This window comes from Diaphorobacter sp. JS3050, from assembly GCF_013154915.1.
GTDB lineage: Bacteria > Pseudomonadota > Gammaproteobacteria > Burkholderiales > Burkholderiaceae_C > Diaphorobacter > Diaphorobacter nitroreducens.
Genome location: NZ_CP053553.1, coordinates 3,502,123 through 3,520,446 on the forward strand (window position 1 = coordinate 3,502,123; position 18,324 = coordinate 3,520,446).

Genomic DNA, 18,324 nt, shown 5'->3' on the forward strand with positions numbered 1-18,324 from the left:
TCACTGCGGCGGCGCCTTTCTCCAGACCGGCGGAAGGCTCCACGAATACCGCAACGCCAGCAGACGCACGGCCAGGCAGACCGACGCGGCAAACCAGGGCGTCAGCGTCACCCACCATTCCATGTGCTGCCCCATCACCTGGATCGCCGCCGCCAGCAATGCCGGAAGCGCGTAGATCTCCTTGTGCAGGATGATCGGTACGCGGTTGAGCAGCACGTCGCGCACCACGCCGCCGCCGACGGCCGTCACCATCCCCAGGAGGATGGGTGTGCGTGTGCAACTGTGCCGCATTCTGTCGCCGCACGACACCACCGTCCGCGGTCGATGCGCAAAACACTACTGGCAGCACACGAATGCCGCTGGGGGCAGGCGGCGCAGCGCGATGCGGCCGGAAATGCCCACTCCGACGCCAAGCTGGGGGATCAAGAAGGTCCCGCGGATCGTCGCTCAGGAGCCTGAGGAAGAACGAGAGGTTCGATCCCGCACGGCACCCCAGTGCCGTGCGGGTGCGCCCGGTTACAACCGAGAGGCCATCTCCGGCACGGCCTGGAACAGATCGGCCTCCAGCCCGTAGTCGGCCACCGCAAAGATCGGCGCCTCCGGGTCTTTGTTGATCGCCACGATCACCTTGCTGTCCTTCATCCCTGCCAGGTGCTGGATGGCCCCCGAGATCCCCGCCGCGATGTACAGCTGCGGCGCAACGATCTTGCCCGTTTGCCCCACCTGCAGGTCGTTCGGGGCGTAGCCCGCGTCCACCGCTGCGCGGCTCGCGCCAATGGCCGCGCCCAGCTTGTCCGCCAGCGGGGTCATGACTTCGTTGAACTTCTCGCTGCTGCCCAGCGCCCGGCCGCCCGAGACGATGATCTTGGCGGCGGTGAGCTCGGGGCGGTCGCTCTTGGTGACTTCGCGTCCGGCAAAGCTGCTCTTGCCGGCGTCGGCCACGGCGGCGGTGGGTTCCACCGCGGCGCTGCCACCCGTGGCGGGCGCCGCGTCAAAGCCGGTGCCGCGCACGGTGATGACCTTGACGCTGTCCGCGCTTTGCACGGTGGCGATGGCGTTGCCCGCGTAGATGGGGCGCTCGAAGGTGTCGGCGGAGATCACTTTGGTGATGTCGCTGATCTGCGCCACGTCCAGCTTGGCGGCCACACGCGGGGCGACGTTCTTGCCGCTGGCGGTGGCCGGGAACAGGATGTGGCTGTAGTTGCCGGCAATCTGCAGCACCTGGGCGGCCAGGTTCTCGGCCAGGCCGTCCTTCAGGCTGGCGCCGTCGGCGTGCAGGACTTTGGCGACGCCGGCGATTTGGGAGGCGGCCTGGGCGGCGGCCTGCGCGCCTTCACCGGCTACGAGCACGTGCACGTCGCCCCCGCAGGCGAGTGCGGCGGTGACGGTGTTCAGGGTGGCGGCCTTGAGGCTGGCGTTGTCGTGTTCTGCAATGACGAGTACGGTCATGTTGTTTCTCCTGTCCTGCCTTTAGATGACCTTGGCTTCGTTCTTGAGCTTGTCCACCAGTGTGGCGACGTCGGGCACTTTCACGCCAGCGCCGCGCTTCGGGGGTTCGGCCACCTTGAGGGTCTTGAGGCGCGGGGCCACGTCCACGCCGAGGTCTTCGGGCTTGATGGTGTCCAGCGGCTTTTTCTTGGCCTTCATGATGTTGGGCAGCGTGACGTAGCGCGGCTCGTTCAGGCGCAGGTCGGTGGTGATGACGGCCGGGGTGGTCAGTTGCAGGGTTTCCAGGCCGCCGTCGACTTCGCGTGTGACGCTGACCTTGTCGCCGGCCACTTCGACCTTGCTGGCGAAGGTGGCCTGGGGCAGGTCGGCCAGGGCCGCCAGCATCTGGCCGGTCTGGTTGGCGTCGTCGTCGATGGCTTGCTTGCCCAGGATGATCAGGCCCGGTTGCTCTTTGTCCACCAGGGCCTTGAGCAGCTTGGCCACGGCCAGGGGTTGCAGCTCGGCATCGGTCTCCACCAGGATGCCGCGGTCGGCGCCAATGGCCATCGCCGTGCGCAGCGTTTCCTGGCATTGCGCCACGCCGCAGCTCACCGCGATCACTTCCGTGGCCACGCCTTTTTCTTTGAGCCGCACCGCCTCTTCCACGGCGATTTCGTCAAAGGGGTTCATGCTCATCTTCACGTTCGCGATGTCTACGCCCGTGCCGTCCGACTTCACCCGGACCTTCACGTTGTAGTCCACCACGCGCTTGACGGGGACGAGGATTTTCATAACAAGTCTCTTTCTGCTGGGTTATCGGAGCATGCCCGCCAGGCGCTGGGAGATCAGCGCTTCGGCCTGGGACATGATGGAGTCGATGAGCTGCTGCACGGTGGGCACGTCATGGATCAGCCCGGCAACCATGCCGCAGGACCACACGCCGGCCTGCATGTCGCCCTGCTGCATGATGCGCGGGTAGACGCCGGCCACCTCGGGCGCAATGTCCGCGAAGGTGATGGCGGCGCCCAGTGCGCGCTCCTTGTCCAGCACGCGCTCGGTGGCGCTGTTGGTGAGCACGCGCTCGGTATTGCGCAGCGGGCGCATGATGAGCCGCGTATCCAGTTCGGAGGCCGCAACGATCGCCTGCTTGACGTTCTCGTGCACCGGCGCTTCCTGGGTGGCGATGAAGCGCGTGCCCATGTTGATGCCGTCAGCGCCAAGCGCCAGCGCAGCCACCAGGCTGCGCCCATCGGCCATGCCGCCCGAGGCGACGAAGGGGATCTTGAGTTCTTCGGCCGCGCGCGGCAGCAGGATGAAGTTGGGAATGTCGTCCTCGCCCGGGTGGCCGCCGCATTCGAAGCCGTCCACGCTGATCGCGTCGCAGCCGATGGACTCGGCCTTGAGCGCGTGGCGCACCGAGGTGCACTTGTGGATGACCTTGATGCCGGCCTCCTTCAGCGCGGGCATCCACTTCTGCGGGTTGTTGCCTGCCGTCTCGACGATCTTCACGCCGCCCTCGATGATCGCCTTCACATAGCCCGGGTAGTCGGGCGGATTCACCGACGGCAGGAACGTGAGGTTCACGCCGAACGGCTTGTCGGTCATCGTGCGGCAGCGTGCGATCTCCTGCGCCAGCAGCTCGGGCGTCTTCTGCGTCAGGCCGGTGATGATGCCCAGCCCTCCGGCATTGGAGACGGCTGCGGCCAGCTCGGCATACCCCACGTGGTGCATGCCGCCCTGGAGGATCGGGTGCTCTATGCCGAAGAGCTCGGTGATGCGGGTCTTCATGGCGCGCTCGCTCAGTCGTTGGCGATGCCCTTGTCGCGGATCACCTGGCCCCAGCGGGTGTAGTCCTGCTGCACGCGCTGGCCCATCTGGGCGGGGTCCATGAAATGGGCAATGGCCCCGGCGCCCAGCAGGCGGTCCTGCACTTCCTTCTCGGCCAGGATCTGGCGCACCTCATGGGCCACGCGGTCCACGACGGCCTTGGGCGTGCCCGAGGGCGCCACCAAGCCGCCCCAGGACACGGCCTCGTAGCCCTTGAAGCCTTGCTCGGCAATGGTCTTCACATCGGGCACCACGCCCACGCGCTGGGGCGATCCCACGGCGATGGCGCGCAGCTTGCCGGCCTGGATGTGCGGCAGTGCGGCGATGAGGTCCGAGTACATCACGGGCACCTGGCCGCCGATGGTGTCGGTGATGGCAGGGGCGCTGCCCTTGTAGGGCACGTGCTGCATGTCGAAGCCGCCCATCTGCTTGAGCAGTTCCATGCTCAGGTGGCCGAAGCTGCCCGTGCCCGAGCTGGTGTAGTTCATCGGCACCTTCTGCGCCTTGGCATGCTGGATGAGCGAGCCCAGGTCGGTCACGTTGGGCAGCTGCGTGGGGTTCACCACGACCACGATGGGCAGGTCGTACACCATGGCCACGGGGGTGAAGTCCTTCACCGTGTCGTAGCCCGCCTTCTTGTACAGGTGCGGCGCCAGCAGCGTGGGGGTGGCCAGCATCATCAGCGTGTAGCCGTCGGCCGGGCTCTTGGCGACCTGTGCGGCAGCGATCGAGCCGGAGGCACCAGCGCGGTTTTCCACCACCACGGGCTGCTTGAGGCGGTCGGCCAGCTTCTGGCCCACGATGCGCGAGGCCGTGTCGGTAGGTCCGCCCGCCGGGAAGGGGACGATCAGCTTGACCATCTTGTCGGGCCAGGCGGCCTGCGCCATGGCGCCGCCGGCCACACTGGCAAGCAGGGGCGCGGCGGCCAGGGCCAGTGCGGTGCGGCGGGTGATTGCAGAAAATTTCATGACGTCTCCTAGAATAAAAAATGGTTCCAGCGCTTACCCATCAAGCGCTGGCAGCTATCTTTTAGATAGCTCACTGCGGCGGCAGCGTCAGCACACCCTGCGCCTGCAAGGCCTGCAGCTGCTCATCGCTGAGCGCCAGCAGCCGGTGCAAGACCTCACGCGTGCCCTCTCCCAGCGTGGGCGGGGCATTGCGGATCGGCAGGCGCTGGCCGTCCAGCCGGTACGGCGGTGCGAACACCGGCGTGGTGCCCTCGACGGGGTGCGGCATGTCCTGCACCAGGCGGCCGCGGCGCGTGCGCTCGCTGGTCAGCGCTTCGTGCAGGCCTGCCACCTTGCCGCAGGGGATGCCGGCCGCGGTCAGGCGCTGCAGCAGCAGGTCGCGCGGGAAGGTGGCGATCAGCTCCTTGAGCATGGGACCCAGCTCCAGCCGGTGCTTGGCGCGGTTCACGTTGGTGGCAAAGCGCGGGTCCTCGACGATGTCGGGCCGCTCGATCACCTGGCGGCAGAACTTGTCGAACTGCGCGTTGTTGCCCACCGCAATGATCAGCGGGCCGTCAGCGGACTCGTACATGCCGTACGGCACGATGGACGGGTGGGCGTTGCCGTAGCGCTCGGGGTCGTGGCCGAGCTTGAGCGCGTCCAGGCCGTAGTAGCCGGTGATGGTGAGGCCGCAGTCGTACAGCGCCATCTCGATCAGGCGCCCGCGCCCCGTTCTGCTGCGCTGGAACAGCGCCGCCAGCACGGCCTGGCCGGCGTACATGCCGGTCATCAGGTCCACCACGGCGACACCGAACTTCAGCGGCGGCGTGCCCGCCTCGCCATTGAGCGCCATGAGGCCGGTCTCGCCCTGGATCACCAGGTCGTAGCCGGGGCGCTTGGCCTCGGGGCCGCTGGTGTCGTAGCCGGCCACGGCGCAGTAAATCAGATCTGGCTTGATCGCCTTGAGCTGCTCGTAGCCCAGGCCCAGCTTCTCGGCGCCACCGGTCTTGAAGTTGTGGATCACCACGTCGCACTGCGGCAGCAGCTCGTGGACGATCTTCAGCCCCTCGGGACTTTGCAGGTCGAGGGTGATGGACCGCTTGTTGCGGTTCATGCTGTTGTAGTAGGTGGTCTCGGTCTTGCCGATGCGCATGCCCCAGTCGCGGGTATCGTCGCCGCGGCCCGGGTGCTCCACCTTGATGACCTCGGCCCCCAGGTCCGCCAGTACCTGGCCGCACAGCGGCCCGGCGAACACGCGGGAAAGATCAAGCACCCTCACGCCGTCGAGCGGAAAGTCGATGTCGTGGGTCGGTGCGTTGGATGCCATGGGCTTGTCTCCTTGGATATCGGCCAATACGAAAATCAGTGCGCGCCGCGCAGTTTCGTGTAGTCGGGTGCGCGCTTTTCCAGAAAGGCCCCGATGCCCTCGCGCGATTCGGCGGTCTCCTGCGCACGCACCATGCACTGCGCCTCCAGCTCCAGCTGCTGCTCCAGCGTGGTGCGCGGCGCGGCGCGGCACAGCTCCTTGATGCGGGCCATGGTCCATGCGGGGCCGCTGGCCACCTGCGCAGCCAGCGCCACCGCATCGGTCAGCGCCTGACCAGGCTCGGACAGCCGGTTCACGGGGCCCAGCTGGTGCAGGCGCTCGCCGCTGATGCGCTCGCCCGTCAGGCACAGCTCGGTCAGCACCTGGCGCGAGACGAACTCGGCCAGGAAAGCGGTGGCGCCGCCGTCGGGCGTAAGGCCCACCTTGACGTAGGCCACGGAGAACACCGCATTCTTTGCCGCCACCAGCATGTCGCAGGCCAGCGCCAGCGACAGGCCGGCGCCCGCGGCCGCGCCCTCCACTGCCGCGATCACGGGCTTGGGGCAGTCGCGCACGGTGCGGATCAGGTTGTGCAGGCCTTCCAGCTTGGCGCGGCGCTCTTCGACGGGCAGATCGCGCCGCCTGGCCAGCTGGCGCAGGTCGCCGCCCGCGCAGAAATGCCCGCCCTCGCCGGTCAGCACCACGGCGCCGATGGCGGGGTCGGCCGCAGCATCGGTCAGAGCCCGGGTGACGGCCGCATAGAACGCGGGCGACAGCGCATTGCGCGCCGCCACGTTGTTGTTGGACAACACCAGCACGGCGCCTTCGCAGCGGGTGAGCAGGACGCTGTCTGGCGCGTCATCCAGGGCTTGGTCGGTCACGGGCATCTCCTATGCTATTTATTTTGTAGCTATTGACGCTTTATGCGCAACAGCTTGAAGCATTTTTTATCTTTAACCCCCTCTTCCAAAGAAGAGGGGGGGGCTGCAGCAAACTGCCTCAGGCAGCCAGCGCCATGAAGCACTGCAGGTGGTGGTCTTCGTCGCCAAACTGGTGGTCGATCATCACCAGGCGCTTGGCGTAGTGGGCCAGCGGCAGCTCCCAGGTCATGCCAATGCCGCCGTGCAGCTGGATGCTCTCCTCGGCCACCATCGTGCCCACATAGCCCACGGTGTACTTGGCAGCGCTGAGCGCCCTGGCGCGTGCGGCGCCCTGGGCGTTGTCGATGGCGTCGGCCGCGTTGATCACGGCCGAGCGCGCCTGCTCCACCTCCAGCAGCAGGTCGGCCATGCGGTGCTGCAGCGCCTGGAAAGTGCCGATGGCCACGCCAAACTGCTTGCGCGTGCGCAGGTATTCCAGCGTCATGTCCTTGGCCACGTCCATCGCGCCCAGCGACTCGGCCGACAGCGCCAGCAGCGCATAGCCCGCGATGTGCTGCAGCACGGCGTGGCCCTCGCCCTCGGCGCCCAGCAGCGCGTCGGCCGGCAGTTGCACATTGTTGAAGGTGAGTTCGGCCGCACGGCCGCCCTCGAAGCGGTTGTAGGCGCGCTTGGCGATGCCGGCCGCGTTGCCATCGACCAGGAACAGGCTGATGCCCGCCTCGTCCAGCGGCCCGCAGGCCGTGCGTGCCGAGACCAGCAGCAGGTCGGCCTTTTCGCCGAAGGCCACCACGCCCTTGGCGCCGTTCAGCACCCAGCCGTTGGCCGTGCGCGTGGCGGTGGCGGTCACGCGGTTCAGCTCGTAGTGGCTGCCGGGCTCATCGTGCGCCAGTGCTGCGATGGCGGCGCCGCTGATGATGTCCTCCAGCCGCGCCTTTTGCGCGTCGCTGCCTGCGGCGATCAACGCCTGGCCCACCAGCAGTGCGCCCAGCAGCGGCTCGGCCACCAGGCCGCGGCCCAGGCTCTCGAACACCACGCTGATGTCAAAGCCCGCGCCGCCAAAGCCGCCTGCAGATTCAGGAAACAGCGCGCCAATGGCGCCCAGCTCGGCAATCTGCGCGTACAGCTGCGGGCTGTGGCCCTCGTCGCCATAGGCGATGCGGTTGCGCGCCTCGATGGCGTACTGCTCGGAGACGAAGCGGCCGAGCGTGTCCGCCAGCATGCGGCGGTCTTCGGTGTGTGCGAAGTTCATGTGCTTTTCTTCCCGCGCGATCAGGTCACAGGCCCAGGATCATCTTGGAGATGATGTTCTTCTGGATTTCGTTGGAGCCGCCGAAGATCGACAGCTTGCGGTAGTTGAAGTAGCTGGCAGCGGCGGTGGCGGCCTCGTCGATGCCGCCCACGGGCGCCTCGTTCCAGCCCTCGTACTGGGCCTCGTCGATGTAGGGCACGGCATACGGCCCCATGGCGCGGCGGATCAGCGACAGGATTTCCTGTCGGATCTCGGTGCCGCGGATCTTCAGCATGGAGCTTTCCGCACCGGGCACGCCGCCGCCGGCCACGGCGGCGATCACGCGCAGGTTGGTGGTCTTCATGTTCTCCAGGTCGATCTCCACGCGGGCCATGCGGGCGGCGAACAGCGGGTCCTGGTTCAGCGGCTTGCCGTTCTTGTGCACCTTGGCGGCGATGACCTTGAGCTTGGCCAGCGCCGAGATGCAAAAGCCCACGCCGGCGATGCCGGTGCGCTCATACGTCAGCAGGTACTTGGCATAGGTCCAGCCCTTGTTCTCTTCGCCGACCAGGTTTTCCACGGGCACCTTCACATCGGTGAAGAAGACTTCGTTGACTTCCTTGTCGCCGTCCAGCGTGCGGATGGGGCGCAGCTCCACGCCGGGCGCCGTCATGTCCACCAGCAGGAAGCTGATACCGGCCTGCGCCTTGGCTTCCTTGTTGGTGCGCACCAGGCAGAAGATCATGTTGGCGTGCTGGCCCTGGGTGGTCCAGGTCTTTTGCCCGTTAACGATGTAGTGGTCGCCTGTTTCGTCAGTGACTCGCACGGCCGTGGTCTTGACCGAGGCCAGATCCGAGCCCGCGCCGGGCTCCGAATAGCCCTGGCACCACCAGTCATCGCCGTTCAGGATGCGGGGCAGCCAGTACTTCTTTTGCTGATCGTTGCCGTACTTGATCAGCACCGGGCCGAGCATGTTCACGCCAAACGGCACGATGCGCGGGCCGCCGGCCAGCGCGCATTCGGTGTCGAAGATGAACTTCTGCACCGCGCCCCAGCCGGGGCCGCCGTGCTCCTGGGGCCAGTGGTTGGCCAGCCAGCCGCGCTCGTTGAGGATGGCGTGCCATTCCTCCTGGTCTTCCTTGGTCAGGCGCTGGCCGGCCTTGACCTTGGCGGCGATGCGCGCGGGCAGCTTGTCTTTCAGGAACGCACGCACTTCGTCGCGAAATGCCTGCTCCTCGGGGGTGAATTGCAGATCCATGGAAGTCTCTTCAGAAAATTTCAAACAGCCCGGCCGCGCCCTGGCCGCCGCCGATGCACATGGTCACCACGGCCCATTTCACGGACGGGTCCTTGGCCTTGCGGCGCTGGCCTTCCAGCAAGACGTGGCCGGCCAGCCGCGCGCCCGTCATACCGAACGGGTGGCCGATGGAAATCGCGCCGCCGTTGACGTTCAGCCGCTCCATGGGAATGCCGAGCTGCCGCTGGCAGTACAGGGCCTGCGAGGCAAAGGCCTCGTTCAGCTCCCACAGGGCGATGTCTTCGACCTTCAGGCCCGCACGCTCCAGCAGGCGGGGCACGGCAAACACGGGGCCAATGCCCATTTCGTCGGGCTCGCAGCCCGCCACGGCAAAGCCGCGGAACGCGCCCAGGGCCTGCAGGCCGCGGCGCTCGGCCTCTTTCGCTTCCATCATCACGCAGGCGGCCGAGCCGTCTGACAACTGCGAGGCATTGCCCGCCGTGACGAACTTGCCCGCGCCCTTCACGGGCTCCAGCTTGGCCAGGCCTTCGAGCGTGGTGCCGGGGCGGTTGCAGTTGTCCATGGTGGCGACCACCTCGCGGTAGGTCACCTCGCCGGTTTCCTTGTTCTTCTCGGCCATGGTGGTGGCGCAGGGCACGATCTCGTTGTCGAACACGCCACTGGCCTGCGCGGCCGCCGTGCGCTGCTGGCTCTGCAGCGAAAACGCGTCCTGGTCCTCGCGCGTGATGCCATAGCGCTGGGCCACCACGTCGGCGGTGTCGATCATCTCCATGAACAGCGCGGGCTTGTGCTCCACCAACCAGGGGTCCAGGTGCGAGGCGCCGCTGCGGCCGGCGGGGTTCATGAGCGAGATACTCTCCACGCCGCCGGCGACCATGGCCGGCACGCCCTCCAGCACGATGCGGCCTGCGGCCACGGCGATCGCCTGCAGGCCCGAGGAGCAGAAGCGGTTGATCACCGTGCCGCCCACCGTCACCGGCAGGCCGGCGCGCAGCGCAGTCTGGCGGCCGATGTTGCGGCCGGTGGTGCCCTCGGGGTAGCCACAGCCCCAGACCAGGTCCTCGATCAGGCCGGGGTCGATGCCGGCGCGCTGCACGGCGGCCTGCACCGAGAAGGCCCCCAACTGGGCGCCCGGGGTTTGGTTGAATTCGCCGCGGTGCGACTTGGTGAGCGGCGTGCGGGCGGTGGAAACGATGACGGCTTCGCGCATGGCGGGTCTCCTGGGTGTCTCGGGATGCTGTGTTTTTGATAGCTGCTAGCGCTTGTTCAACGGGCCTTCAAGCATGAAAACCCCTTGAAACCTTTGAATGACAAGCGCTGGCAGCTCCTGTTTTTGATAATCGGCCAGAGAATCAAGCTGCCTTGTTCAGGCTGTCGAAGTTGCGGCCCTCGGCCACCAGCTGCTCCAGCAGCGGCGCGGGCTTCCAGAACAGCGGGTCTTCCTTCTCGAAGGCGCGGATGTCGGCCAGCACCTTGTCCAGGCCCGTCATGTCGGCCCACTTCATCGGGCCGCCGCGCCAGCGCGGAAAACCGTAGCCGGACAGGAAGGTCACGTCCACATCCAGCGGGCGCAGGGCAATGCCCTCTTGCACCACCTTGGCGCCTTCGTTGACCATGGCAGCCATGTAGCGGCGCATGATCTCGTCGGCCGTGAATTGGCGCGGCGTGATGCCCTTCCTGGCGCGCTCGGCGTCCACGATGGCCAGCACCTCGGGGTCGGGCTGGCCCACGCGGGCGCCCTGCGGGTAGAGGTAAAAGCCCCGGCCGGTCTTCTGGCCGAACCAGCCGCGCTCGCAGACGCGGTCGGCCACCTCGACGTAGCGGGCCTGAGGGTCGCGCGTGGCGGCGCGCCGCTTGCGCGTGGCCCAGCCGATGTCGCCACCGGCCAGGTCGGTCACCTGGAACGGGCCCATCGCAAAGCCGAAGCCGCGCACGGCCTCGTCGATCTCGTAGGGGCTGGCGCCGTCTTCCATCAGGTAGTCAGCCGCCTGCTTGTACACGGCCAGGATGCGGTTGCCGATGAAGCCGTCGCACACGCCGGCGCGCACGGGCACCTTCTTCATCTTCTTGGCCAGCGCGAAGGCGGTGGTCACCACGTCGGGCGCCACCTTGGCGGGCACCACGATCTCCAGCAGCTTCATGATGTTCGCCGGGCTGAAGAAATGCAGGCCGATCACATCCTGCGGGCGCGAGGTGGCGGCGGCAATCGCGTCGATGTCCAGGTACGAGGTGTTGGTGGCCAGCACCGCGCCCGGCTTGCAGACGCGGTCCAGCTCCTTGAACACGGCCTTCTTGACCTCCAGGTCCTCGAACACGGCCTCGATCACCAGGTCCACATCGGCGATGTCGTCGTAGCGGGTGCTGGGCGTGTAGCGCGCCAGGATGGCGGCCTTGCCTTCCGCGGTCATGCGGCCCTTGGCGATCAGGCCGTCGTAGACCTTCTCGACGTTCTTCTGGCCGCGCGCGATGGACTCGGCGTCGCGTTCGATCATGGTCACGGTGAGGCCTGCGTCCAGCGCGGCCACGGTGATGCCTGCGCCCATGGTGCCGCCGCCGATGACGGCGATCTTGGCAAAGTGGCGCGGCGCGGCGGCCTGCGCCTCGGGGATCTTGGCCGTCTCGCGCTCGGCGAAGAACGCGTGCACCAGGCCCTGGCGCTGCGGGCTGTTCAGGCATTCGACGAACAGCGCGCGCTCCTTGGCGATGCCCTCGTCGAACGGCAGCTCCACAGCGGCTCGCACGCATTCCACGATCTTGCCGGGCGAGAACAGGCCGCGGGTCTTCTTGGCGGTCTCAAGCGCCAGCGCGTCCAGCTCGGCCAGCGCGGCGGCCTGGTCGGCAATCTTCAGGTCCCGCGTGCGGCGCGGCTGCGCGCCCTGGGCCAGCAGCTCGTTGGCGTAGGCCAGGCCGGCGGCCACGGGGTCGGTGCCTTCGACCAGTCGGTCCACCAGGCCCGCCGCGGCGGCGGCCTTGGCGCTCAAATGCTTGCCGCTGAGCATCAGCTCGGCTGCCGCCTTCACGCCCATCAGGCGCGGCGCGCGCTGGGTGCCGCCGGCGCCGGGCAGCAGGCCCAGGTTCACCTCGGGCAGGCCCAGGCTGGCCGCGGGCAAGGCCAGGCGGTAGTGCGCAGACAGCGCCACTTCCAGCCCGCCGCCCAGCGCGGCGCCGTGGATGGCGGCGACCACCAGCTTGCCGCAGGACTCCAGGCGGTTGCACACCTCGGGCAGCGACGGCGGCACCGGGGGCTTGCCGAACTCGCGGATGTCGGCACCGGCGATGAAGGCCTTGCCCTCGCCCACGATCAGCAGGGCGCGCACGGCGGCATCGCCCTCGGCCTGCTCCACCGCGGCCAGCAAGCCGGCGCGCACCGCCTGCCCCAGGGCATTGACGGGCGGGTTGTTGATGCTGACCACCAGCACCGCGCCTTCGCGGCGGGTCTGGACTTCAGGGGCCTGGGCGGCAGGGCTCATGCGTACGTCTCCGGTGTCTCGTAACGGAAAAGTCGCATTCTTGTTCTGATAATGGTTCTTTACAATCCACAGTCAAATTGACAGAGCGTCAAATCCTTTTGAACAAATACCTACCTTCCACCGGAGCCTGACATGGACCTGAATGCCCTGACCCTGCTGGTGGAGATCGTGGACAGCGGCAACCTGAGCCAGGCCGCGCGCAAGCTGAAGATGACCCGCGCCAACGTCAGCTACCACCTGGCGCAGCTGGAGAAGTCGCTGGGCGTGCAGCTGGTCAAGCGCACCACGCGCCGCGTGGAGCCCACCGAGCTGGGGCTGCGCCTGTATGAACATGGCCGCAATGTGCGCAACGAGTTGGCCGCCGCACAGGAGACCATCACCAGCCTGGGCCAGGAGCTGCGCGGGCGCGTGGGCATCAGCGTGCCCAGCGGCTACGGCCAGATGGTGATGAGCGACTGGCTGATCGAGTTCAAGCAGCTGTACCCGGGCATCGTGCTGGACGTGCTGTTCGAGAACCGCGCCGACAACCTGCGCGACGAGGTGGACATCGCCATCCGCGTGATCCAGGAGCCGCCGCTGTCGGTGGTGGCGCGCAGCCTGGGCGACGTGCGCTATGTGGCCTGCGCATCGCTGGACTACGCCGCGCGCCACGGCCTGCCGCGCACGCTGCTGGAGCTGCGCAATGCCCCGGTGATCACGGCCGGCGTGATGGGGCGCCAGTTGCGCCTGGCGGCCTACCAGGGGCTGGAGCGGCAAGAGGTGATGCTGGAGCCCACGCTGATCTCAGAGCACTTTCCCTTCCTGCGCCAGGGTGTGTTGGCGGGCTTGGGCGTGGGCGTGGTGCCGGACTATGTGGTGCAGGACAAGATCGCCAGCGGCGAGGTGCTGACCACGCTGCAGGACTACCGGCTGAGCATCTTCGGCACCCACATGTACCTGCTGTACATGCCCAACCGGCACCAGACGCGCGCGGTGCGCACCTGCATCGACTTCCTGTTGGCCAAGGCCGGCCGCAGTGCGCTGCCGCCCGCCCCGCAGGCGGCGCCAGAGACAGCAGCGACCGGCGGTTGATCGCCGGTCGGGTTCAGCGCGGCCCCCAGCGCCCGCCGCCGCGGTACCAGCCCTGCGGGCCCTGTTGCCAGCGGTAGGGGTGCCACACGTGGCCGCGGTGCGGCGGCACGGCCCAGTAGCCCGGCGTCCATGCATAGCGCCCGCCACCCCAGCCCCAGTAACCGTTGATCCACACATGCACCGGCGAGGGCGCGACAGGAATCACCTCGGTGCGCAGCGGCGGCGGGGGCGCCGGCGCATACACCACCTCGCCCTGCGGCACGACGGGATACGCCGGCGCCACCACGCAGCCGGTCAGTGCCGCGATGGCGCTGGCCAGCGCCACGGCTGGCAGCACGCGGCGCATGCCCAGAGAAACAGGGAAGTTCATCGTCATGGCGCATTCCTGGCAGTCATGCTTTTACAACGCAAAAGCCCCTGCCGGTTGTTGACAGGGGCTTGTGAAGCGAAAGTAAAGACCGTGCGCTGGATCAGGCGCTCGGGCTGTTTTGCAGTGCGGCCACGCGCTCCTCGATGGGCGGGTGCGAGCTGAACAGCTTGCCGATGTTGCCCGTGATGCCCATGGCCTGCAGGCTCGGGGGCATGGCGCCCGGGCGCATGCCGCCCAGACGGCGCAGCGCGTTGATCATGGGCTGCTTGCGCCCCATGAGCTGGGCGGCGCCGGCGTCGGCGCGGAACTCGCGCTGGCGCGAGAACCAGGCCACGATGATGGCAGCCAGGAAGCCCAGCACGATGTCCAGCACGATGGTGGTGATCATGTAGCCGATGCCGGGGCCCGAGCTGTTCTCGTCGTTCCTGCGCAGGAAGCTGTCCACCGCGTAGCCGATCACGCGCGACAGGAACACCACGAAGGTGTTCATCACGCCCTGGATCAGCGCCATGGTGACCATGTCGCCATTGGCCACGTGCGCGACCTCGTGGCCGATCACGGCCTCGACCTCCTCGCGCGTCATGCCCTGCAAGAGACCCGTGGAGACGGCGACCAGGGCCGAGTTCTTGAACGCGCCCGTGGCGAAGGCATTGGGCTCGCCCTCGTAAATGCCGACTTCGGGCATCTGGATGCCAGCCTTTTCGGAGAAGCGGCGCACGGTCTCGACGATCCAGGCCTCGTCGGCATTGCGCGGCGCGTTGATGATCTGCACGCCCATGCTCATCTTGGCCATGGGCTTGCTCATGAGCAGCGAGATGATGGCGCCGCCAAAACCCATGATGAAGGCAAAGCCCAGCAGGGCGCCCAGGTTCAGGCCGTTGGCCGTCAGGTAGCGGTTCACCCCCAGCAGGCTGGCAACGATGCCCAGCACCACCACGACGGCGACGTTGGTCAGCAAAAAGAGCGCAATGCGTTTCATCGATGGCTTCTCCGTGGAAAGCGACGGTAAGGCCGCGGACAGGCGCGGCGGGCAGAAAACAAGTTGGGGATGGAGCGCGGCGCTTCAAGCCGCGCGGGCAGCGAAGGGTGCGCCTGTTGTGGTTGCATTATGCGACGCGCGCGCTGCGGAAAACGAGGGAGTCATCATAGAAGCAAAAGTTCTCGTTCTCGGGCCACCAGCCCGGCACACCCAGAATCGGCAGGGGATTGAACGGCTTGGCCGCGAGCCATGGCGCGCTGAGGTCTCGCGCCAGCGCCTGGTCCGCCATTGCTTCGTTTTTGATAGCTGCCTGCGCTTGATAGACGTGCGCTGTGATCGATTTTCGGGGTGAAACCAGCTTTTCCAGCAGGGCATGGCCCAGGACCAGCAGCCGCGCCTGCCGCCACAGCGGGCGCAGTTCCACGCACAGCCGGCGCCACTCGCGCGCGGCCAGGGCTTCGTGCAGAGGTTGCGGCGCCAGCAGCACGGCGCCGTTCTCGTCGAACACCGTGACCGCGTCACGCAGCGGCCCGCGCACCGCGCCCACGCCCTGCGCAGCGATGGCGCGGGCCTGCAAGTCGTTGAGACGCCGCTTGGTAGCCGGGTAGTGCAGCCAGATCAGGCCGTTGAAGAAGTCATGCAGGTTGTCGCGCGTGGGCACGCGGCGCTGGCCATGGACGAACTGCTCATAGGCCTCGCCCACTGGGAGTGCCTGCTGCGGCGCGAAGCGAATACCCGGCGCCAGCCCCGCGCAGTCCATGGCAGCGTTGAGCGCGTCGGCCACGCAGGCGCCGGCCCGCACGCGCGCCGCCACCTGTGGCCCCAGAACCGCCAGCGGCGCAAGCCAGGGGCGTTGCCAGTCGATGGCCGCCAACGCCTGCGCGGCGGAGGGTTCGCTCACGTGCTGGCCGGCCCACCGGCGGGCGGGGCCGGAGCACGCGCCGCGCGCTTGTCGCGCACGGCCACGCGCGAGGTGCCCTCGTCGCGGAACTCGAAGGCCTGCGTGGCCGCCAGCAGCTTGGACAGTGAGGCATAACCGTAGTTGCGGGCATCGAACGAGGTCTTGTTGCCAATCTGTGTGCCCACCGCGCCCACGCGGGCCCAGCCGGTTTCGTCCGCGCACGCCTGCACGGCATCACGCAGCAGGTTCATGAGGCGCGTGTCCTGGCGCAGTTGGGCCGTGGGCACGCGCAGCGTGGCGGGGCACAGCGGCACGCCGGGGGCGGGCACATCCTCGGTCTTGGCGGGGGCGGGTTGCGCGGGCGCGGCCGTGGCCTCGGGCTGCGCCGGCAGGGGTGCGCCCTCGGCGTCTTCCTCGCTGACCAGCGACTCCAGGTACAGGAAACGCGAGCAGGCATTCACGAAAGGCTTGGGCGTCTGCGCGGCGCCAAAGCCGTACACCGCCGAGCCCTTGGCCCGCAGGTGCATGACCAAGGGGGTGAAGTCAGCGTCGGACGACACGAGGCCGAACGCGTCGGGCCGCTCTGAATAGAGCAGTTCCATCGCGTCCACCGTCATCGCCATGTCGGTGGCGTTCTTGCGCTTGGAGTAGTCGAACTGCTGGATCGGTCGGATGGCGAACTCCAGCAGCCGCTGCTGCCAGCCGCCCAGGCCGGACTTGGTCCAGTTGCCGTAGGCGCGGCGCACGTTGATCTCGCCCAGCGTGGACAGTTCGGTGAGGATCTCGTCGATCTTGTCGGCCGGCGCGTTGTCGGCGTCGATCAGCAGCGCAATGCGCAATTGGCGTTCCGCCATGGGTGACCTCCCCCTGTGTGGGTTGTGACGCTTTTTATGCCACCAGGCGCCAGGGCAGCGCCTCGCCCGCGCGCAGCGGCTTGAGCGCGGCTTCGCCGAAGGCGAAGCTGTCGGGCGGCGTCCAGCTCTCGCGGCGCAGCGTGACCGTGCCCGTGTTGCGCGGCAGACCGTAGAACGCCGGGCCGTGGAAGCTGGCAAAGCCTTCCAACTTGTCCAGCGCGCCCGCGTTGTCGAAGGCCTCGGCGTACATCTCGATGGCGGCGTGCGCGGTATAGCAGCCCGCGCAGCCGGTGGCATGCTCCTTCAGGTGCGCGGGGTGCGGCGCGCTGTCGGTGCCCAGGAAGAACTTGTCGCTGCCGCTGGTGGCCGCTTGCACCAGCGCCTGGCGGTGCACCTCGCGCTTGAGCACGGGCAGGCAGTAGTAGTGCGGGCGGATGCCGCCGGTGAAGATGGCGTTGCGGTTGTACAGCAGGTGGTGCGCGGTGATGGTGGCGGCCGTAAGGCGGCCAGCCTCCTGCACGTACTGCGCCGCCTCTTTCGTGGTGATGTGCTCGAAGACGATCTTCAGTTCGGGGAAGTCGCGGCGCAGCGGAATGAGTTGCTGCTCGATGAACACCGCCTCGCGGTCGAACAGGTCGATGTCGCTGCTGGTCACCTCGCCATGCACCAGCAGCAGCAGACCCGCCTCCTGCATGGCCTCCAGCGTCTTGTAGGTCTTGCGCAGATCGGTCACGCCCGCGTCGCTGTTGGTGGTGGCGCCTGCGGGGTAGAGCTTGGCGGCGACCACGCCCGCATCCCTGGCGCGCGCGATCTCGTCGGGCGGCAGGTTGTCGGTGAGGTAGAGCGTCATCAACGGCTCGAAGGCCACCCCCTCCGGGACGGCGGCGAGGATGCGCTGCTTGTACTCAGCGGCCTGCTGCGCCGTGGTCACCGGCGGTCGCAGGTTGGGCATGATGATGGCGCGGCCGAACTGCGCGGCCGTGTGCGGCACCACGGTGCGCAGCGGCTCCCCGTCGCGCACGTGCAGGTGCCAGTCGTCGGGGCGGGTGATCGTGAGGGTGTCGGTGGTGGCGGTCATGGACCGCATTGTCCCATCCACTACGTGCGCAACACGCGCAAAAAAGAGCCCCGGCGCCGTAGCGGGCCGGGGCAAACCCCGTAGTAGGGGCGAGGGGTAAGCAAAAGAGAGCCGTGAAAGAGCGGAAGGAAGCGGTGCTCAGCAGCCCGGCGGGCGGTTGGGCCGCATGGGGATCACGCCTGATACCGTCACCCGGGCGCCCGAGCCGTCGGTGGCCGTCAGCGTCTTGTTGACCAGGCGGATGCGATCGGTGTCGCGCACCACGGCCACGTCGCTCCAGCCGTCGTCGGCGCGGAACTCGCGGTCCATGAAGGTGAAGAAGGCCTCGTACACCGATGTGGCATCGGGCCGGTAGCGGATGTCGCCAAACGCCTGGCCGCTGCCGCCCACGCGGTTGGCACCGTCGAAGCGGAAGGTGCACACCTCGGGATAGGAGCCGATGGGGTTCTTCTTGTCCACATCGGTGAGGTTGATGTTGCCGTCGCCATACACCCCGTTGAGGCCGTCCACGGTGGAGCCGGTGACGGTCAGCACGCCCAGTTGGTCGCTGGGCGTGGGATCGTCGTCGTTGCCTCCGCCGCAGGCGCTGAGAAGAAGGGCAGTGGCGGCGGCCACCGCCGCGGCGCAGGAGGTTCTGACAAAGGAATTCATGGCGCTGTGTGCTGTTGGGGGTTGAACACCGCCAGCAACGCGTGCTGGCAACATGGGTTCGATCCTAGAAAGCGC

General features: G+C 67.7%; 18 protein-coding genes. 1 reads left to right on the plus strand and 17 read right to left on the minus strand.

The features are described 5' to 3' along the window. The 11 genes from HND92_RS16710 to HND92_RS16760 all read right to left on the minus strand — a co-directional run bounded on the left by HND92_RS16710 (position 1) and on the right by HND92_RS16760 (position 12,345). On the minus strand, positions 1-252 hold the full coding sequence (locus tag HND92_RS16710; RefSeq protein WP_234305472.1) for a trimeric intracellular cation channel family protein: 252 nt from the start codon (positions 250-252) through the stop codon (positions 1-3). A 264-nt stretch (positions 253-516) separates the two neighbouring features. After that, entirely contained in the window at positions 517-1,449 is a 933-nt protein-coding gene (locus HND92_RS16715; RefSeq protein WP_135148239.1) for an electron transfer flavoprotein subunit alpha/FixB family protein, read from the minus strand. Positions 1,450-1,470: 21 nt separating this feature from the next. Next, complete coding sequence (locus tag HND92_RS16720) at positions 1,471-2,220, minus strand: electron transfer flavoprotein subunit beta/FixA family protein (protein ID WP_011806822.1); 750 nt, start codon at positions 2,218-2,220, stop codon at positions 1,471-1,473. A 21-nt stretch (positions 2,221-2,241) separates the two neighbouring features. Further along, positions 2,242-3,216, minus strand: a complete 975-nt coding sequence (locus tag HND92_RS16725; protein WP_011806823.1) for a nitronate monooxygenase family protein — start codon at positions 3,214-3,216, stop codon at positions 2,242-2,244. 11 nt (positions 3,217-3,227) lie between these two features. Further along, positions 3,228-4,223 (minus strand): tripartite tricarboxylate transporter substrate binding protein, encoded by a 996-nt coding sequence (locus tag HND92_RS16730; RefSeq protein WP_011806824.1) that lies wholly within the window; start codon positions 4,221-4,223, stop codon positions 3,228-3,230. Between the two features lie 70 nt (positions 4,224-4,293). After that, on the minus strand, positions 4,294-5,529 hold the full coding sequence (locus HND92_RS16735) for a CaiB/BaiF CoA-transferase family protein (RefSeq protein WP_011806825.1): 1,236 nt from the start codon (positions 5,527-5,529) through the stop codon (positions 4,294-4,296). 35 nt (positions 5,530-5,564) lie between these two features. Continuing rightward, positions 5,565-6,395, minus strand: a complete 831-nt coding sequence (locus HND92_RS16740) for an oxepin-CoA hydrolase, alternative type (RefSeq protein ID WP_172208598.1) — start codon at positions 6,393-6,395, stop codon at positions 5,565-5,567. Between the two features lie 112 nt (positions 6,396-6,507). Then, positions 6,508-7,638 (minus strand): acyl-CoA dehydrogenase family protein, encoded by a 1,131-nt coding sequence (locus HND92_RS16745; RefSeq protein WP_172208600.1) that lies wholly within the window; start codon positions 7,636-7,638, stop codon positions 6,508-6,510. 25 nt (positions 7,639-7,663) lie between these two features. Beyond that, the gene (locus tag HND92_RS16750; RefSeq protein ID WP_172208602.1) at positions 7,664-8,875 is read right to left on the minus strand and encodes an acyl-CoA dehydrogenase family protein; all 1,212 of its coding nucleotides are present in this window, start codon (positions 8,873-8,875) and stop codon (positions 7,664-7,666) included. Positions 8,876-8,885: 10 nt separating this feature from the next. Next, positions 8,886-10,085, minus strand: coding sequence for an acetyl-CoA C-acyltransferase (locus tag HND92_RS16755; protein ID WP_011806829.1), 1,200 nt, complete (start codon positions 10,083-10,085; stop codon positions 8,886-8,888). Positions 10,086-10,227: 142 nt separating this feature from the next. Then, entirely contained in the window at positions 10,228-12,345 is a 2,118-nt protein-coding gene (locus tag HND92_RS16760) for a 3-hydroxyacyl-CoA dehydrogenase NAD-binding domain-containing protein (RefSeq protein WP_172208604.1), read from the minus strand. Positions 12,346-12,477: 132 nt separating this feature from the next. On the opposite strand from HND92_RS16760, the gene HND92_RS16765 reads away from it, so the two are divergent. Further along, positions 12,478-13,416, plus strand: coding sequence for a LysR family transcriptional regulator (locus HND92_RS16765; RefSeq protein WP_011806831.1), 939 nt, complete (start codon positions 12,478-12,480; stop codon positions 13,414-13,416). Between the two features lie 13 nt (positions 13,417-13,429). Here HND92_RS16765 and HND92_RS16770 read toward each other — a convergent pair whose 3' ends face one another. From HND92_RS16770 to HND92_RS16795, 6 genes are all read right to left on the minus strand, one after another. Beyond that, positions 13,430-13,792, minus strand: coding sequence for a YXWGXW repeat-containing protein (locus HND92_RS16770; RefSeq protein WP_011806832.1), 363 nt, complete (start codon positions 13,790-13,792; stop codon positions 13,430-13,432). 94 nt (positions 13,793-13,886) lie between these two features. Further along, a complete protein-coding gene (gene htpX / locus HND92_RS16775) occupies positions 13,887-14,765 on the minus strand; it encodes a protease HtpX (RefSeq protein WP_047350709.1) in 879 nt (292 codons plus the stop codon). 127 nt (positions 14,766-14,892) lie between these two features. Further along, a complete protein-coding gene (locus HND92_RS16780) occupies positions 14,893-15,666 on the minus strand; it encodes a DUF3025 domain-containing protein (RefSeq protein WP_172208606.1) in 774 nt (257 codons plus the stop codon). Then, entirely contained in the window at positions 15,663-16,520 is an 858-nt protein-coding gene (locus HND92_RS16785) for an NYN domain-containing protein (protein WP_172208608.1), read from the minus strand. Before HND92_RS16785 ends, HND92_RS16780 begins: the two co-directional genes overlap by 4 nt. Positions 16,521-16,554: 34 nt before the next feature. After that, complete coding sequence (gene pyrC, locus HND92_RS16790) at positions 16,555-17,598, minus strand: dihydroorotase (protein WP_253940060.1); 1,044 nt, start codon at positions 17,596-17,598, stop codon at positions 16,555-16,557. Between the two features lie 138 nt (positions 17,599-17,736). Further along, a complete protein-coding gene (locus tag HND92_RS16795; protein WP_172208612.1) occupies positions 17,737-18,249 on the minus strand; it encodes a hypothetical protein in 513 nt (170 codons plus the stop codon). Positions 18,250-18,324 lie beyond the last annotated feature (75 nt).

Bases quoted from the DNA above. Each gene is read 5' to 3' on its own strand.
- HND92_RS16710 (WP_234305472.1), bottom strand. From the start codon at position 252: ATGGTGACGGCCGTCGGCGGCGGCGTGGTGCGCGACGTGCTGCTCAAC.
- HND92_RS16715 (WP_135148239.1), bottom strand. From the start codon at position 1,449: ATGACCGTACTCGTCATTGCAGAACACGACAACGCCAGCCTCAAGGCC.
- HND92_RS16720 (WP_011806822.1), bottom strand. From the start codon at position 2,220: ATGAAAATCCTCGTCCCCGTCAAGCGCGTGGTGGACTACAACGTGAAG.
- HND92_RS16725 (WP_011806823.1), bottom strand. From the start codon at position 3,216: ATGAAGACCCGCATCACCGAGCTCTTCGGCATAGAGCACCCGATCCTC.
- HND92_RS16730 (WP_011806824.1), bottom strand. From the start codon at position 4,223: ATGAAATTTTCTGCAATCACCCGCCGCACCGCACTGGCCCTGGCCGCC.
- HND92_RS16735 (WP_011806825.1), bottom strand. From the start codon at position 5,529: ATGGCATCCAACGCACCGACCCACGACATCGACTTTCCGCTCGACGGC.
- HND92_RS16740 (WP_172208598.1), bottom strand. From the start codon at position 6,395: ATGCCCGTGACCGACCAAGCCCTGGATGACGCGCCAGACAGCGTCCTG.
- HND92_RS16745 (WP_172208600.1), bottom strand. From the start codon at position 7,638: ATGAACTTCGCACACACCGAAGACCGCCGCATGCTGGCGGACACGCTC.
- HND92_RS16750 (WP_172208602.1), bottom strand. From the start codon at position 8,875: ATGGATCTGCAATTCACCCCCGAGGAGCAGGCATTTCGCGACGAAGTG.
- HND92_RS16755 (WP_011806829.1), bottom strand. From the start codon at position 10,085: ATGCGCGAAGCCGTCATCGTTTCCACCGCCCGCACGCCGCTCACCAAG.
- HND92_RS16760 (WP_172208604.1), bottom strand. From the start codon at position 12,345: ATGAGCCCTGCCGCCCAGGCCCCTGAAGTCCAGACCCGCCGCGAAGGC.
- HND92_RS16765 (WP_011806831.1), top strand. From the start codon at position 12,478: ATGGACCTGAATGCCCTGACCCTGCTGGTGGAGATCGTGGACAGCGGC.
- HND92_RS16770 (WP_011806832.1), bottom strand. From the start codon at position 13,792: ATGACGATGAACTTCCCTGTTTCTCTGGGCATGCGCCGCGTGCTGCCA.
- htpX (WP_047350709.1), bottom strand. From the start codon at position 14,765: ATGAAACGCATTGCGCTCTTTTTGCTGACCAACGTCGCCGTCGTGGTG.
- HND92_RS16785 (WP_172208608.1), bottom strand. From the start codon at position 16,520: ATGGCGGAACGCCAATTGCGCATTGCGCTGCTGATCGACGCCGACAAC.
- pyrC (WP_253940060.1), bottom strand. From the start codon at position 17,598: ATGACCGCCACCACCGACACCCTCACGATCACCCGCCCCGACGACTGG.
- HND92_RS16795 (WP_172208612.1), bottom strand. From the start codon at position 18,249: ATGAATTCCTTTGTCAGAACCTCCTGCGCCGCGGCGGTGGCCGCCGCC.